This is a genomic window from Pseudomonas sp. LBUM1666 (assembly GCF_059695775.1).
This window is the reverse complement of the sequence record NZ_CP166789.1, coordinates 4,458,183-4,473,798: the sequence shown is the minus strand read 5'-3', so window position 1 is coordinate 4,473,798 and position 15,616 is coordinate 4,458,183. Positions and strand designations below refer to the sequence as shown.

General features: G+C 59.7%; 12 protein-coding genes. 5 read left to right on the top strand and 7 right to left on the bottom strand.

The features are described 5' to 3' along the window. Positions 1-54: 54 nt before the first annotated feature. Both ACA056_RS20420 and ACA056_RS20415 read right to left on the bottom strand, forming a co-directional pair. Positions 55-537, bottom strand: a complete 483-nt coding sequence (locus ACA056_RS20420; protein WP_046053293.1) for a hypothetical protein — start codon at positions 535-537, stop codon at positions 55-57. Between the two features lie 276 nt (positions 538-813). Then, positions 814-1,038, bottom strand: a complete 225-nt coding sequence (locus ACA056_RS20415; protein ID WP_007898912.1) for a hypothetical protein — start codon at positions 1,036-1,038, stop codon at positions 814-816. A 998-nt stretch (positions 1,039-2,036) separates the two neighbouring features. Here ACA056_RS20415 and ACA056_RS20410 point away from each other — a divergent pair. Both ACA056_RS20410 and ACA056_RS20405 read left to right on the top strand, forming a co-directional pair. Continuing rightward, positions 2,037-2,360, top strand: a complete 324-nt coding sequence (locus ACA056_RS20410) for an SEL1-like repeat protein (protein WP_415770488.1) — start codon at positions 2,037-2,039, stop codon at positions 2,358-2,360. Positions 2,361-2,535: 175 nt separating this feature from the next. Beyond that, positions 2,536-3,900, top strand: coding sequence for a DNA recombination protein RmuC (locus ACA056_RS20405; RefSeq protein WP_165353327.1), 1,365 nt, complete (start codon positions 2,536-2,538; stop codon positions 3,898-3,900). 179 nt (positions 3,901-4,079) lie between these two features. On the opposite strand, the gene ACA056_RS20400 is transcribed toward ACA056_RS20405, so the two are convergent. Both ACA056_RS20400 and ACA056_RS20395 read right to left on the bottom strand, forming a co-directional pair. Continuing rightward, a complete protein-coding gene (locus tag ACA056_RS20400; RefSeq protein WP_497267299.1) occupies positions 4,080-7,550 on the bottom strand; it encodes a hybrid sensor histidine kinase/response regulator in 3,471 nt (1,156 codons plus the stop codon). Between the two features lie 232 nt (positions 7,551-7,782). Then, complete coding sequence (locus tag ACA056_RS20395) at positions 7,783-8,322, bottom strand: TetR/AcrR family transcriptional regulator (RefSeq protein ID WP_497267297.1); 540 nt, start codon at positions 8,320-8,322, stop codon at positions 7,783-7,785. Positions 8,323-8,414: 92 nt separating this feature from the next. Here ACA056_RS20395 and ACA056_RS20390 point away from each other — a divergent pair, with 92 nt between their 5' ends. The 3 genes from ACA056_RS20390 to ACA056_RS20380 all read left to right on the top strand — a co-directional run bounded on the left by ACA056_RS20390 (position 8,415) and on the right by ACA056_RS20380 (position 12,826). Beyond that, positions 8,415-9,596, top strand: a complete 1,182-nt coding sequence (locus ACA056_RS20390) for an MFS transporter (protein WP_497267295.1) — start codon at positions 8,415-8,417, stop codon at positions 9,594-9,596. Between the two features lie 105 nt (positions 9,597-9,701). Continuing rightward, on the top strand, positions 9,702-10,853 hold the full coding sequence (locus ACA056_RS20385; RefSeq protein ID WP_497267293.1) for a TDT family transporter: 1,152 nt from the start codon (positions 9,702-9,704) through the stop codon (positions 10,851-10,853). A 98-nt stretch (positions 10,854-10,951) separates the two neighbouring features. Then, entirely contained in the window at positions 10,952-12,826 is a 1,875-nt protein-coding gene (locus tag ACA056_RS20380) for an MFS transporter (RefSeq protein ID WP_497267291.1), read from the top strand. Between the two features lie 46 nt (positions 12,827-12,872). Here the strand turns inward: ACA056_RS20380 and ACA056_RS20375 are convergent, their stop codons facing one another. From ACA056_RS20375 to mupP, 3 genes are all read right to left on the bottom strand, one after another. Further along, positions 12,873-13,799 (bottom strand): GGDEF domain-containing protein, encoded by a 927-nt coding sequence (locus ACA056_RS20375; RefSeq protein WP_497267289.1) that lies wholly within the window; start codon positions 13,797-13,799, stop codon positions 12,873-12,875. A 373-nt stretch (positions 13,800-14,172) separates the two neighbouring features. Further along, positions 14,173-14,913, bottom strand: coding sequence for a YciK family oxidoreductase (locus tag ACA056_RS20370; RefSeq protein ID WP_403144956.1), 741 nt, complete (start codon positions 14,911-14,913; stop codon positions 14,173-14,175). 30 nt (positions 14,914-14,943) lie between these two features. Further along, positions 14,944-15,615: an N-acetylmuramic acid 6-phosphate phosphatase MupP gene (gene mupP, locus ACA056_RS20365; protein WP_150655183.1), complete on the bottom strand. Its 672-nt coding sequence runs from the start codon at positions 15,613-15,615 to the stop codon at positions 14,944-14,946. Between the last annotated feature and the right edge of the window lies 1 nt (position 15,616).

Genomic DNA, 15,616 nt, shown 5'->3' with positions numbered 1-15,616 from the left:
TAGGACAATCCGACCAAAATCGCAGCAGTTTCGCGATCTTGTGGAAACAGCAGATCAGCAGGCGACCTGATTCAGCGGTGAAACACAGGTTTGCCAGGCGCAGGTGAAGTCTCTCAGGCGTCCTTGAGGCTGGAAGGTCTGGCGCCAGATACGGGCCATGCCCAGCAAGTCGTCTGCTTCGGGGAGGGGGGTGTTCTGTTCTTCTACCAGCAGCCAGGCGATGGCTGTGGCGTAACGCAGGTTGACGGTCAATTCGAGGTGCGGACCACTCAGGAAAGCATGTTGGCTGGCCAGGCCGCGAACCAGGCTTGCGCGTTCCGGGTCAAGTGCCAGGTAGTGGTCCCAAAGTGCTTGATGGCGGGGTTCGGCGATTCGGTACAGGCCGTGTCCACGGCGGTCATGCAGGGCGGTACCAAGAGCTGACTGGCTGGCGGCGACGCCCAGCAGCAGGGATTCGGCAGTTGCGCTATGGCACCCGAGGTAAATCAATGTCGGGCGGATCACATAACGGCACAGTTCGCTGGCAGCGATACCCATAAAGCCCTCGAAACGTGAAATGGTCGGCGATACCTGAAGGGGCCTTGGCAGCGGGTGAATCGACTCAGGCTCGCCGGAAGCGGCTCAAGCCGCTTGAGTTGAAGTGTAGTGTCATATTCGCGCCGTAAAGGCCTGTTTTTAAAATATTTCCGGCTGCCAGTTATAACCGTTATATCGGTTAGTGCTTAGGCGGCGGCGGCGAAAAGAGAAATTTCGGGCAATAAAAAGCCCCGCTTTTTGAGCGAGGCTTTTGAGGTTTTCAGTCTTTCTGGCGTATCAGGCAACCAGTGCCTGACGGGTACGCTCGATCACGGCCTGCAGCGGCTCGGCGCTGGAGTATTGATCGGGGTACAGACGTTCGCTGTGACGAGCGATGCCGTGTTCGTTGACCAGAGTGAAGCTGAAGCAGCCTTTGCGAGCAGCCATGATCAGGCAGTTCATTGGTGCAAAAGCATTGGTTAGGGTGCGAATGGCATCCTGGGTGTGGATTTGAGTAGACATAGTCATTGGGTGTTCCTACAAGCGACACGGATAAGAACCGTGCAAAGTTAAAACGTTCCAGTGACGACGACCACCATTGGTCGAACGAAGAACCCGACTGGAACAAAGCAGCCAGTTTGAAGCGCTGATAAATTGGCGCGCTTGGGCTGGCAGGTAGGTACTTAGGAGGGCAGGCAACACATCAAGGGCAAAGGTTCTGGGCCCAGGGTGAAGATCCTGATCAATTTGCAGGTTGGTTCGGTCAGAGTAAGTGAGCTTGGCAACACCCTTTGCTTTCGAATCAAAGGCTGTGTTGACGCAAGATTTACCTGGAAACCATCGAGGTGGTCGATCCCGCTTTGTCGGTGGAGGCTTCCTTTGGGAAGGCTGACCGGGGGGATTTGTTCGACCAGAATTGACTTTCAGCTTGGTACTAACGCCGCGGATACTAACGGATTGAATTGCTGAAGGGAAGTGTGTTAGCAAAAAAGTTCTCTGAACGCCCTCATTCAACGTCCGGATTGGCACTCGGAAAAAGCCATGACCCGCAGACTTGCCCTGTAATAGCACACATTCCGACTATTGGTAGTCACTGCTCATCGGGCCAGGACCAGCCTGGATCATGGGTTTGCCAAGGTTTATCCCCAAGTGCAGGCAAAAAATGCGCCGAAAAAGCGCATCGATATAACTGCCTCGAATGTACTTGTGCACATAAGTCGCGGAGGGTGTCACGCCGCTGTCATCTTCCCTTCAAACGCAGTGGGTGCCTGCAACCAAAATTTAAGTCAATGAAAAACATCGCTTTTTTTTACTGGTGAAAAAATCGTCAGTTTGACTGCGAGCCCCATTCCATAGGGCTTTGCGAGAGTTCAAGGGCGGTTGTCCACTGAGTTATCCACAGCTTCTGTGGATTGTCCCGAGCGCTTGCTCTAGGACGGGCGTGCCGGGTTTTTTTAGGCTTTACCTGTAAGAAAAAAAGAGTAGAGTGGCGCGCCTTCCGATCTGCCCCACAGTGCTTTATGAAGTTTCGCTCAGTATCAGTTTCTGCAACCTCCACACCTCCCAGTATTACCCCGCCCAAGCGCTTTTCGATGCGTGTGGCCGAGTGGCTGCTGGACAGCCCGCGTCTGGGCGAAAACCACAACGTCAAACACTTCGCCGGACGTTTGCTCAAGCAGCCAGCCCGTGAAGGGGTCGTGGCCGCGCAAAGCCGTCTCGGTCAGCTGATGTGCCGTGAATGCGGGAATGCCCGGGATCGCCGTATCGGCCAGGACCTTTTGCGTTCGGCCGCGCGGGCAGGGGATCGGCGAGCCCAGCAGGAACTGGGTCTGATCGAAGACTGAGCTGTCCAAGACCTGACGCCTTGGTTAACCTTCAAGCTTTATTTCATTGGCAGGAGTGGCTATGGCTATGGACTTGACCAGCGCATTGCTCGGTCTGGCGGGCGCTGCGCTGCCGTTACTGGTACTGGCCTGGCAACTTCAACGGCGAGCGAGCGCCACGCAGTCAGAGGTTGCGCTGCTGGAAGAGCGTCTGGCCACGGCCCATCTGGCTCAGGATGGATTGAACGCCCAACTCGAAGCCTGCCGCGATGAAATCGGTGATCTGGGCCAGGCCAACGCCGCCAAACAGGCAGACCTCGCCGCCGTGCGCCGTGAAGTCGAACTGCTACAGATCGAACGTGACGACGCCCGCGATGCCGCCCACGCCTGGAATCTGGAGCGCGCCGGCAAAGAGGCTGAGTTGCGTCGTCTGGACGCCCAGGCCGCTTCGCTCAACGCCGAGCTACGTGAGCAGCAGGAAAGCCATCAGCAGCGCCTCAACGACCTTCAGGGCTCGCGAGACGAGCTGCGAGCGCAGTTCGCGGAGCTGGCAGGCAAGATCTTCGACGAGCGCGAGCAGCGTTTTGCCGAAACCAGCCAACAACGCCTCGGTCAGTTGCTCGATCCGTTGAAGGAACGCATCCAGTCCTTCGAAAAGCGCGTCGAAGAAAGTTATCAGGCTGAAGCCCGCGAACGTTTTTCCCTGGCCAAGGAACTGGAGCGGCTGCAACAGCTGAACCTGCGCCTGAGCGACGAAGCCACCAACCTGACCCGCGCCTTGAAAGGGCAGAAAACCCAAGGTAACTGGGGCGAGCTGATTCTTGAGCGAGTGCTTGAACATGCGGGCCTGGAGAAGGGGCGCGAGTACCAGACCCAGGTCAATCTCAAGGGCCCGGACGGTGAGCGTTTCCAGCCGGACGTGATCATTTATCTGCCGGGCGACAAACAGGTGGTGGTCGACTCCAAGGTCAGCCTCACGGCCTATCAGCAATACGTCGCGGCCGAAGACGATGCCATCGGCCAGATCGCCATCAAGCAGCACGTTCTATCCCTGCGCACTCACGTCAAAGGACTCGCCGGCAAGGATTACAAGCGTCTCGACGGTTTGCACAGCCTGGATTTCGTCCTGCTCTTCGTACCGATTGAAGCGGCGTTTTCCGCCGCATTGCAGGCTGAGCCGACGCTGTTTCAGGAGGCCTTCGACCGCAACATCGTGATCGTCAGCCCGACCACTCTGCTGGCGACCCTGCGCGTCATCGACAGCCTGTGGAAGCAGGAGCGCCAAAGCCAGAACGCCCGGGAAATCGCCGAGCGGGCCGGGTGGCTGTACGACAAGTTCGTGTTGTTCATCCAGGATCTGGATGAAGTTGGCAATCGCTTACAGCAACTGGACAAAGCCTACAGCTCGGCGCGCAACAAGCTGACAGAAGGCCGCGGCAATCTGGTCAGCCGTAGCGAGCAACTCAAGTTGCTTGGCGCGCGGGCGAGCAAGAGCCTGCCGGCAGACTTGCTGGAGCGGGCGATGACGGATGTGGATGGATTGGCCGAATTACCCGAATAGACTTCTGTTGCCGCTGATATTTGTGGCGAGGGGGCTTGCCCCCGTTGGGCTGCGAAGCGGCCCCAAAACCATTCACCCGATTTCTTCAGGTAAGAGCGCGTTGCCTGATTTACGACTGCTGCGCAGCCGAGCGGGGGCAAGCCCCCTCGCCACAGTGGTGTGTATCGAAATCTGCAGGGTTACAACGGCAAATGCCGGCTCAGCAACGCCCGCAACGCCGCCGGTTTCACCGGTTTAGCCAGGTAATCCAGCCCCGCCGCATGCACTTGGGCCACCATCTCCGGTCGCCCATCGGCGCTGATCACTACCCCTGGTACTGGCTCACCCAATCGGGTTCGCAGCCATGCCATCAGTTCGGTCCCGGTCTCGCCATCGTCCAGGTGGTAATCCACCAGCGCCAATTGAGGTCTCACTCCGTCACTGAGCAGCGCCGCGCATTCATCGCGGTTGCGCGCGGTCCAGACCTGACAACCCCAGCGCGTGAGCAAGCTGTTCATGCCGATCAGGATGCTGTCTTCGTTGTCGATGCACAGTACCTGCGCGCCGCTCAGCAATTTGCCATTGAGTTCGGCGACCTTGGTCGGGACCGCGGATTGCGCCCGAGCCAACGGTACGCTGACGCTGAACACGCTGCCGCGCCCCGGCCAGGAGCGTACGCGCAAGGTATGACCGAGCACGCGACACAACCCGTCGGCGATCGCCAGGCCCAGTCCCAGGCCTTTCTCAGCGCGCGTCTGGTGGCTGTCTAGGCGCTTGAATTCTTCGAAAATGACTTGCTGTTTATCCAGCGGAATGCCCGGACCACGGTCCCAGACTTCCAGGCACAGCTCGCCCTTGCGTCGGCGAACTCCCAGCAGCACCGGCCCTTTGGCGTAGCGGAAGGCATTGGTCAGGAAGTTCTGCAGGATTCGTCGCAACAGTTTGATGTCGCTGTCGACGCGCAACGTACTGCCCCTGACGCGGAATTTCAGCCCCTGGTCGCGGGCCAGCGCCTTGAACTCGGCTCCGAGGACGTCGAACAACTCATTGAGCACGAACGGTTTGGGATCGGGGTTGATCTTGCCGTTTTCCAGGCGGGAAATGTCCAGCAGGTCGCTGATCAAGTCTTCGGCCGAGCGCAGTGACGTGTCCAGATGATGGACCAGTTTCTGCGCCTCGCCGGAGAGGCCGTCGTCTTGGTGGGAAAGGGCGGCCGAGAACAGTCGCGCAGCGTTCAACGGTTGCATCAAGTCGTGGCTGACCGCCGCCAGGAAACGGGTTTTCGACTGGTTGGCCGACTCCGCGGTGCCCTTGGCTTCGGTCAGGGCGACGTTGAGTTGCGACAGTTCGTGGGTCCGCTCGGTGACCCGACGCTCCAGGCCCTCGTTGGCTTCGGTCAGCGCCTGCTCAGCCTCGCGGAACGCGGTGATGTCGGTGAAACTCATGACGAAACCGCCGCCCGGCATCGGGTTGCCGATCAGCTCGATCACACGGCCATTGGGGAAAAGTCTTTCAGAAGTGTGGGCGCGGCCTTGACGCATCCAGTGCAAGCGCCGTGCGACGTGCACTTCGGCTTCGCCGGGACCGCACAGGCCGCGCTCGGCGTTGTAGCGAATGATGTCGGCAATCGGGCGGCCAAGCCTGATCAGTCCATCCGGGTAGTTGAACAGCTCCAGATAGCGCCGGTTCCAGGCCACCAGTTTCAGCGACTGGTCGACCACACTGATGCCCTGGGTGATGTTCTCGATCGCGCCTTGCAGCAGCGCGCGGTTGAATTGCAGCACTTCCGAGGCTTCGTCGGCGATTCGGACGACGTCCTCGAGTTGCATTTCCCTACCTTCGATGGCGGCCTTTACCACCGCCCGGGTCGAAGAAGCACCGAGCACACCGGCCAGCAAACGTTCGGTATGGGCGATCCATTCACTGTCGGCGTTCTGGTTCGGGTTGAAGCCTTTGCCCTGACGGTAGGCGAAGCGGATAAAACTCTGACGGGCGCGTTCTTCGCCGACGAAGCGTGCGGCCAGCTGCAATAAATCGTCAATCTGCACCGACAGCATCGAACGGGCGTTGGGGCGGGCGCTGATTTCCTGACCGATGAAGCGACCCGCCTGCCAATGTTCCGAAACCCTCGTACGCGACAGCACCGACACCCAGGCGAACAGCGTGAAGTTGCCCGCAAGAGACAGCACCACGCCTTGGGTCAGCGGGGTAATCGGCAGGTTCAACGGGTTGCTGTGTAGCCAGGCCAGGCCGGGGAAACTGCTCAAGGACAAGCCAAGGCTGTTGGCGGCAATCGGCAGGATCAAGGTGTAGAACCACAGGAACGTCCCGGCAGCGAGACCGGCGAACACACCGCGACGATTGGCCTGTTTCCAGTACAGCGCGCCGAGCATGGCCGGGGCCAGTTGGGTCACGGCGGCGAAAGCGATCTGGCCGATGGTTGCCAGGCTCGCCGTCGAGCCGAGCAGGCGATAACTGACGTAGGCCAGCAGCAGAATCACCACAATGCTCACTCGGCGCACCGAGAGCATCCACTGGCGGAACACTTCGAACGGCCGCTCGGCGTTGTTGCGCCGCAGCAACCATGGCAACAGCATGTCGTTGGAGACCATGGTCGACAGCGCCACGCTAGCGACAATCACCATGCCGGTCGCCGCTGAGGCGCCACCGATAAACGCCAGCATCGCCAGGGCAGGATGGGATTGGGCCAGCGGCAGGCTGATGACAAACGAGTCCGGCAGTACCGAGCTCGGCAGCAGCATCTGACCGGCGAGGGCGATAGGAACGACGAACAGCGCCGCCAGCGCCAGATAGGCTGGAAACACCCATTTGGCCAGGCGCAGATCCTGAGGGTCGATGTTTTCCACCACCGTCACGTGGAACTGCCGGGGCAGGCAGATGATTGCCATCATTGCCACGCCGGTCTGCACCACCATCGACGGCCAGTTGATGGTTTCCTTCCAGTATTCTTCCAGACGCGGGGCGAGCATGGCCTGGTCGAACAGGTCTTCGAAACCGTCGTACAGGCCGTAAGTCACGAACGCGCCGACCGCGAGAAACGCGAACAGCTTGACCAGCGATTCGAACGCAATCGCCAGCACCATGCCGCGGTGGTGTTCGGTGGCGTCGAGGTTGCGGGTACCGAAAACGATGGTGAACAACGCCAGCACCAGCGACACGATCAACGCCGTGTCCTGGGCGCGAGTGCCCATGGCGTCGGCACCGGCCCCGATCAGCAAGTTCACCCCGAGCACGATGCCCTTGAGTTGCAACGCGATGTAGGGCAACACGCCGACCAGGCAGATCAGCGCCACCACCACCGCCAGCGACTGGGATTTGCCGTAACGCGCGGCGATGAAGTCGGCGATGGAGGTGATGTTCTCCTGCTTGCTGATCATCACCATTTTTTGCAGGACCCACGGCGCGCACACCAGCAGCAGGATCGGCCCGAGGTAGATCGGCAGGAAAGACCAGAGCTGTTCGGCGGCCTGGCCCACGGCGCCAAAGAAGGTCCAGCTGGTGCAATAGACGGCCAGCGACAGGCTGTACACCCAGGCGCGCACTCGCGGCGGCAATGGCGTGCTGCGACGGTCGCCGTAGAAGGCGATGGCGAACATGATGGCCATATAGGCCAGGGCGACGGCGGCGATCAGCCCGCTGGACAGCGACATGGGAACTCCAGACAAAAGACACCCGGGACTCCCGCCCGGACAGACAGTCTCGCACGATGGCCGGGGTTAGTCAGTGTCGACCAAGGTCGCGGCGTGGCGGGGTGTCGCAGGCGGTGTGCCAGTTGGATCTTGGGTGTTTTTTCCGGCCCCATCGCGAGCAAGCTCGCTCCCACATTGCATCTGTGTCGTTCACAAATCCCCTGTGGGAGCGAGCTTGCTCGCGATGGCGTTATCACTGATTCAGAGCAATCTCGATCAACCGATGCAATTCCTCAACCTCCAGCGGCGTCGCTGAAAACAGGATCCGAAACACCGTCGGCGCCGCCACCATGTTGATCAGCCGATCAACGTTCGGTTTCGGCTGATCGGGGTAACGATCCAGAATCGTTTGCAGCTGCCCGCCAATGATCGTCGCGCAAAGGGCTGGCGTGGTGCTGCATTGCACGTCGCGCAAGATGTTGCGGCCGGGCTCGGAACTCATCTCGTCCAGGTACTGCTCGGCCCAGGCGCGCACGTCACCGCGCAGGCTGCCGGTATTGGCCGGCTCGCTCTCGGGGCGCATGCGGGCGAGGGCGACGTCCGCCAACAACACTGACAAATCGCCCCAGCGCCGGTAGATGGTCGACGGCGTGACGCCAGCGCGCGCAGCGATTTGCGGAACAGTCACGGTGGTGCGGTCCTGCTCTTCGAGAAGATCGCGGACTGCCGAATGAACCGACTCTTGCACCCGGGCACTGCGACCGCCCGGGCGTAAACCTTCTTTAATAGCCATGCATCGGACCTTAACACAAAGAATTTGCTTTAAGCGTCGGCCAGTCGCACACTCCGCAAAAGCAAAAAGTTAGCTTTTGCGGAGTGTGCTCAATGTCCAGTTCAACGTCTAATCGTTCAAGCCTGTGGTTTCTGGCAATCACCTTACTCAGTTTTCTTGCCGCTTCCACGGCGCCGACGCCGTTGTATCACTTGTACCAGGAACACCTGCAATTCTCGGCTGCGACCCTGACCCTGATTTTCGGCGTGTACGCCATCAGCTTGCTGGCGGCATTGCTCACGGTCGGTTCGCTCTCGGATTACCTGGGGCGCAAACCGGTGATTTTTACCGCTGTGATGTTGAACATGCTGGCGATGCTGCTGTTTATCAATGCAGACAGTGTCGCCTGGTTGATCAGCGCACGAGTGCTTCAAGGTTTTGCTACGGGGATGGCCACTGCCGTACTGAGTGCGGCGCTGTTGGATACCGATCGCCAGCAAGGGCCGCTGGTCAACAGTGTGGCGCCGTTGCTGGGCATGGCGGTGGGCGCCATGGGCTGCGGCTTGTTGGCTGAGTTTGCACCACTGCCATTGCAGTTGACCTATTGGGTGCTGTTCGCGCTGTTTGTGATGCAAGCGCTGTACGTCTGGCGTTTGCCGGAAAGCGTCAGTCCCCAACCGGGAGCCTGGGCCTCGTTGCGCCCTACGCTGCATGTGCCGATCCAGGCGCGACGCGCGTTGTGGCTGGTGCTGCCGATCAATATCGCGGTGTGGGCGCTCGGTGGTTTTTACGCTTCTTTGGCTCCGTCTCTGGTGCGCACGGCCACGGGATCGACCTCCAATCTGATTGGCGGTGCGACAGTGGCCGTGTTGACGGTGACCGGCGCGTTGATGATCTACACCCTGCGCGATCGGCCGGCCGACAAGGTTTTGCGCTTGGGCGGCAGTCTGCTGCCCGCCGGCGTCGCGCTGATTCTGATGGCGGTGCACAGCGCCAGCCTTACGCTGTTTTTCGTCGGGACGCTGTTGGCCGGTGGCGGTTTCGGCGCCGGTTTCCTCGGTGCATTGCGCAGCGTCGTGCCGCTGGCCTTACCCCATGAACGGGCAGGGTTGATGTCGGCTTACTACGTGCTCAGTTATCTGGCGTTCTGCTTGCCGTCGTTGCTGGCCGGAAACTTGACCCGGACCTTCGGGCTGGTGGCCACCACCGATGGTTACGGCGTGGTGCTGATTACTCTCTCGGTCGGCGCTCTGCTCGCGTTGATGCGTCAGCGGTCCGTGAAAGTCTGCGCCTGACGTCATATCTGCAAAACAGATAACAGTTAGAGATATTACCCGTTATATCGATATTCGATTCGGATCTACCATGAGCTCCACCTCAACAGAGGACAGGAGTTCACCATGACATGCCCCAACACTGCCCCAGCCGGTTTCAAACCCTTCAGTCATTTGCAGCATCCGCGTGAAGTCATCCGCCAGTTCACGCCGAACTGGTTCGCCGCCACCATGGGCACCGGCGTGCTGGCGTTGGCGCTGGCGCAGCTGCCGGGCGCAAATGCCGGTTTGCACGCAATTGCTGAAGCCCTTTGGCTGCTCAATATTGTGCTGTTCGTTTTGTTCACTGCGCTATACGCGGCGCGTTGGGCGCTGTTTTTCGATGAGGCGCGGCGGATTTTCGGTCACTCCACGGTCTCTATGTTTTTTGGCACCATTCCCATGGGCCTGGCGACCATCATTAATGGTTTCTTGTTGTTCGGTCTGCCGCGTTGGGGCGAGGGCGTGATTCATGTCGCCGAGGTGCTGTGGTGGCTGGACGTGGCGATGTCTGTGGCGTGCGGCGTACTGATTCCCTACCTGATGTTCACCCGTCAGGAGCACAGCATCGACCAGATGACCGCCGTCTGGCTGTTGCCGGTGGTGGCGGCAGAAGTGGCGGCCGCCAGCGGTGGTCTGTTGGCGCCGCACCTGGCCGACGCCCATTCGCAACTGGTGGTGCTGGTGACCAGCTACGTGCTTTGGGCATTTTCCCTACCGGTTGCGTTCAGCATTCTGACCATTCTGTTGCTGCGCATGGCGCTGCATAAATTGCCCCACGAAAACATGGCCGCTTCCAGCTGGCTGGCGCTCGGCCCGATCGGCACCGGGGCGCTGGGCATGTTGCTGCTGGGCGCCGACGCGCCGGCGATCTTTGCGGCCAACGGTCTGCCGGGCATCGGTGACATCGCCGCAGGGCTGGGGTTGGTGGCCGGGATCACCCTATGGGGTTTTGGTCTGTGGTGGATGCTGATCGCGGTGCTCATCACTCTGCGTTACCTGCGCATCGGTATTCCGTTCAATCTCGGCTGGTGGGGTTTCACCTTCCCGTTGGGCGTCTATTCCCTGGCGACGTTGAAACTGGCCAGCACCTTGAACCTCACGTTTTTCAGTGCCTTCGGCTGCGTGCTGGTGGTGTTGCTGGCGGTGATGTGGCTGATCGTCGCCAAACGGACCGTGCAGGGCGCCTGGCGGGGCGAGTTGTTTGTCTCGCCGTGCATTGCAGGATTAAAGAAATAACCTGCAAGTTTTAGGTAATGTGTGGCCTGGATCGCCGTTAGATATTCCAATCACTGCATCCACGCCACTCTCTACCCAACATCAGGGACACATGGAAGATGAGTCACCCCTCACAGTTCACCTTGCTTCGCACCCGGCGCTTCCTGCCGTTCTTCGTCACACAGTCGCTCGGGGCGTTCAACGACAACATCTTCAAGCAGTCGCTGATTCTCGCCATTCTCTACAAGTTGACCATCGAGGGTGATCGCTCGATTTGGGTCAACCTGTGCGCGCTGCTGTTCATCCTGCCGTTCTTCCTGTTCTCGGCACTGGCCGGGCAGTTCGGGGAAAAGTTCGCCAAGGACGCGCTGATTCGTCTGATCAAGCTCGGGGAAATCGCCATCATGGCGGTAGGCGCGGTCGGTTTCATGTTCGATCACCTGTCGCTGATGCTGGTGGCGCTGTTTGCCATGGGCACTCACTCGGCGCTGTTCGGGCCGGTGAAATACTCGATCCTGCCGCAGGCCTTGCGTGACGAAGAGCTGGTGGGTGGCAACGGCCTCGTGGAAATGGGCACCTTCCTGGCAATCCTCGCCGGGACCATCGGCGCCGGGATCATGATGTCCTCCAGTCATTACGCGCCGATCGTCTCCACCGCGATCATCGGTGTGGCGGTGCTCGGCTATCTGGCCAGCCGCAGCATTCCACGGGCCGCGGCCGCCTCCCCGGAAATGCGTCTGAACTGGAACATTTTCAGCCAGTCCTGGGCCACGTTGAAACTGGGCTTGGGGCAGACGCCAGCGGTGTCGCGTTCGATTGTCGGTAACTCGTGGTTCTGGTTTGTCGGGGCGATTTATCTGACGCAGATCCCGGCCTATGCCAAAGAGTGGATGCACGGCGACGAAACCGTAGTGACGCTGATCCTTACGGTGTTCTCGGTCGGTATCGCACTCGGTTCGATGCTCTGCGAGAAACTGTCCGGCCGCAAAGTCGAGATCGGTCTGGTGCCGTTCGGCTCGTTCGGTCTGACCGTGTTTGGTTTGCTTTTGTGGTGGCATTCCGGCGGAATTCCAGACAGCGTTGCGGGCCATGGCTGGATCGAAGTCCTGGGTTTTGGCCACGCCTGGCTGGTGTTGATCGACATTCTGGGGCTTGGGGTGTTCGGCGGTTTCTACATCGTGCCGCTGTACGCGCTGATTCAGTCACGTACCCCCGAGAACGAGCGGGCGCGGGTGATTGCCGCCAACAATATTCTCAACGCGCTGTTTATGGTGGTCTCGGCGATTGTCTCGATCGTCTTGCTGAGCATGGTCAAGTTGTCGATCCCGCAACTGTTCCTGGTGGTGTCGCTGCTGAACATCGGCGTCAACGCCTACATCTTCAGCATCGTCCCCGAGTTCAGCATGCGTTTCATGATCTGGCTGCTCAGCCATTCCATGTACCGCGTGGAGCATCGCAATCTGCAGCTGATTCCCGATGAAGGCGCGGCGTTGCTGGTGTGCAATCACGTGTCCTTCGTCGATGCCTTACTGATTGGCGGCGCGGTACGTCGGCCGATTCGCTTTGTGATGTATTACAAGATCTACAACTTGCCAGTGCTGAACTTTATCTTTCGCACGGCCGGGACCATTCCGATCGCGGGGCGTCAGGAAGATATTCAGATCTACGAAAAAGCCTTCACGCGCATTGCTCAGTATCTGAAGGACGGCGAGTTGGTGTGCATTTTCCCTGAGGGCAAATTGACCGCCGATGGCGAGATCAACGAGTTCAAGGGTGGGCTGAAGCGGATTCTCGAAGAGTCGCCGGTGCCGGTGATTCCGTTGGCCTTGCAGGGTTTGTGGGGGAGTTTCTTCAGCCGCGATCCGCAAAAGGGCGTGTTTCGCCGGTTGTGGTCACGGGTGACGCTGGTGGCAGGGCCTGCGGTGTCGGTTGAGGCGGCAGAGCCAGCCAGGTTGCAAGGGATGGTGGGGGAATTGCGCGGCGCTGTGCGCTAGTTCCTTTCGTTGCGGGCCGCTAACCAAGCGTGCCCGCTCCGGGCATTCAGCCCGCCATCGCCAACCGGTTACGCCCCTCGCGCTTGGCCACATACAACGCACTGTCGGCCCGTCGCAACAGGCTCTCGGCAGACTCACCGGGCAATAGCGTCGAGCAGCCAAGGCTGACCGTCAGCTCGATCGCATGGCCGTCGGCCGAATATTCCTCTGCCTGCACTGCAAATCGTAGCCGTTCGCCAACCATGGCTGCCGCCTCACGACTCGTGTTGGACAGCAGGATCAGGAACTCTTCGCCACCAAAGCGGAAGACCATGTCCACGTTGCGCAACTGGTTTTTGATCGAGGCTGCAACGGCCTTGAGCACGTCATCGCCGGCGCTGTGTCCGTGGTTGTCGTTGATGCGTTTGAAGTGATCGATGTCCAGCATCAGCAGCGAAAGAGGTTGCAGATGCCGACGCGACATCTCGATTTCCCGTTGCAGGGTCTGATCCATGGCAATGCGGTTGCCGGTATCCGTGAGCGGATCGCGCAAGGCGCTTTGGGTAGCGGCGCGGTAGAGCAGGGCATTGCGCATCGGGTACAGCAATGCGGACAGCAGTGACTCGAGGTTGCCTTGTTCCTGCTCACTGAACCGTTGATTGCGGCGGAATACCAGTTCACCCAGATGCTCGCCTTCGTGGCTGAGGCTGTAGCTGATCGAATGATGGCCGCGCAGGCCGAATTCCAGGCGCAAGTCGCTGGACGTGTGCTCGTACGTCAAGGCGTCAAGCGGTACAAGTCGCTGAATCTCACGAAAGAAGAGCCCGAGAATGCGTTGCGGCTCAAGACTGGTTTGCAGCTGCAGGCTCAGTTGCTGGCGCAGTTGCGCAAGACTGAGGGACCTCTCGATGAGGGTAGGCTGCTGACCAAAGCCCAGGCGTTGCAATTTGGCGCTATCGAAGTCAATTGCGTTGGTCTGGGAAGGTGATTTCATATGGAGTGCGCCCCTAAGCAGTAAGTCTGTCTTACAGGCTGGGTGAGAGCGGCTTTGGGCTGCGCGTCATACTGGTCCATCAGTCCCGTAGGACATTTGGCCCAAGTTTAGTCCGCTTTGCCGACGATAAGTAACCTGTCGGCTCAGGCGTCCGCCCGTTTGCTTTCACACTGCGTGTCTGAGCAAATTTAGAGCGAAAGTCGTGCCATTCGGTTCATTCGGATAAAAAGCGTTCTAAATCAAAGTATTGAAGCTGTTGTTGAAGAATGTCGCCGAGTTCGGTGACAGTTGTTTGACTTGTGATGGGGGAGTTACGACGCACTTTGAATGCCGCGACAGGAAGCTGTCGCGGCACAAAAGCGACGCGCGGGCGTTACTGAGCGTTGAACGCCTGCCCGTTGATGCCGGTGCTGTCCGGACCCATCAGGTAGAGGTAGACCGGCATGATCTCCTCGGGCGTCGGGTTGTTCAGCGGGTTTTCACCCGGGTAAGCCTGGGCGCGCATGCTGGTGCGGGTGGCGCCCGGGTTGATGCTGTTGGAGCGCACCGGTGCCACGGTGTCGACTTCGTCGGCCAGGGTTTGCATCAAGCCTTCGGTGGCGAACTTGGAGACGCCGTAAGCGCCCCAATACGCACGCCCCTTGCGGCCGACGCTGCTGGAGGTGAATACCACCGAGGCGTCCTGGGACAGCTTGAGCAGCGGCAGCAGGGTGCTGGTGAGCATGAACATGGCATTGACGTTGACTTGCATGACACGCATGAAGTTTTCGCCGGACAGCTGCTCGATCGGCGTACGCGGGCCAATGATCGACGCGTTGTGCAGCAAACCGTCGAGATGGCCGAATTCGGTTTCGATCATCGCGGCCAGCTCATCGTATTGATGGGGCAGGGCGGTTTCCAGGTTGAACGGGATCACGGCCGGTTGTGGATGGCCGGCGGCTTCGATTTCGTCGTAGATCTGAGTCAGGTTGGCTTCGGTCTTGCCCAGCAGCAGCACAGTGGCGCCGTGCGCGGCAAAGGTTTTCGCGGCGGCAGCGCCGATGCCACGGCCAGCGCCGGTGACCAGGATGACCCGGTCCTTGAGCAATTCTGGGCGGGCGGAATAATCAAACATAAAAAACCCTCAACAAATCAGAAAACAGGCTCAGCAACCACACAAGGCGCTATCCAGCACCTTGCGCAACTCCAGCGGATGATCGACCACCACATCCGCGCCCCAATGCCGCGGGTTATCGTCCGGATGAATGTAGCCATAGGTCACGGCGGCCGTTTTGGTGCCGGCATCGCGCCCGGATTCGATATCGCGCAAGTCATCACCCACGAACAACACGCTGGCCGGGTCCAGGTCGAGCATCTTGCACGCCAGGATCAACGGCTCGGGGTCCGGTTTGCTGTTCTTCACATGGTCCGGGCAGATCAACAACGCCGAGCGCTCGGCCAGGCCAAGCTGCTGCATGATCGGCTCGGCGAACCGCAGCGGCTTGTTTGTGACCACGCCCCAGATCAGGTTGGCCTTTTCGATGTCGGCCAGCAGTTCGCCCATGCCGTCGAAGAGTTTGCTGTGAACCGCGCAACCGGCGAGGTAACGCTCCAGAAATTCCAGGCGTAATTCCTCGAAACCCGGTGATTCCGGGTCCATGGAGAAGGTCACGGCGACCATCGCCTTGGCGCCGCCGGAGATCTCGTCGCGAATGTGCTGGTCGTTCATCGGCGGCAGGCCGCGGTCGGCACGCATCGCCTGACAGATCGCAATGAAGTCCGGCGCGGTGTCGAGCAGGGTGCCGTCCATGTCGAAAAGAACTGCTCTGATACGCATC

What these genes read in the sequence shown, in the direction of transcription:
- ACA056_RS20375 (WP_497267289.1), bottom strand. Translation starts at nt 13,799, where the DNA reads ATGAAATCACCTTCCCAGACCAACGCAATTGACTTCGATAGCGCCAAA.
- ACA056_RS20395 (WP_497267297.1), bottom strand. Translation starts at nt 8,322, where the DNA reads ATGGCTATTAAAGAAGGTTTACGCCCGGGCGGTCGCAGTGCCCGGGTG.
- ACA056_RS20370 (WP_403144956.1), bottom strand. Translation starts at nt 14,913, where the DNA reads ATGTTTGATTATTCCGCCCGCCCAGAATTGCTCAAGGACCGGGTCATC.
- mupP (WP_150655183.1), bottom strand. Translation starts at nt 15,615, where the DNA reads ATGCGTATCAGAGCAGTTCTTTTCGACATGGACGGCACCCTGCTCGAC.
- ACA056_RS20380 (WP_497267291.1), top strand. Translation starts at nt 10,952, where the DNA reads ATGAGTCACCCCTCACAGTTCACCTTGCTTCGCACCCGGCGCTTCCTG.
- ACA056_RS20390 (WP_497267295.1), top strand. Translation starts at nt 8,415, where the DNA reads ATGTCCAGTTCAACGTCTAATCGTTCAAGCCTGTGGTTTCTGGCAATC.
- ACA056_RS20420 (WP_046053293.1), bottom strand. Translation starts at nt 537, where the DNA reads ATGGGTATCGCTGCCAGCGAACTGTGCCGTTATGTGATCCGCCCGACA.
- ACA056_RS20410 (WP_415770488.1), top strand. Translation starts at nt 2,037, where the DNA reads ATGAAGTTTCGCTCAGTATCAGTTTCTGCAACCTCCACACCTCCCAGT.
- ACA056_RS20400 (WP_497267299.1), bottom strand. Translation starts at nt 7,550, where the DNA reads ATGTCGCTGTCCAGCGGGCTGATCGCCGCCGTCGCCCTGGCCTATATG.
- ACA056_RS20415 (WP_007898912.1), bottom strand. Translation starts at nt 1,038, where the DNA reads ATGTCTACTCAAATCCACACCCAGGATGCCATTCGCACCCTAACCAAT.
- ACA056_RS20385 (WP_497267293.1), top strand. Translation starts at nt 9,702, where the DNA reads ATGACATGCCCCAACACTGCCCCAGCCGGTTTCAAACCCTTCAGTCAT.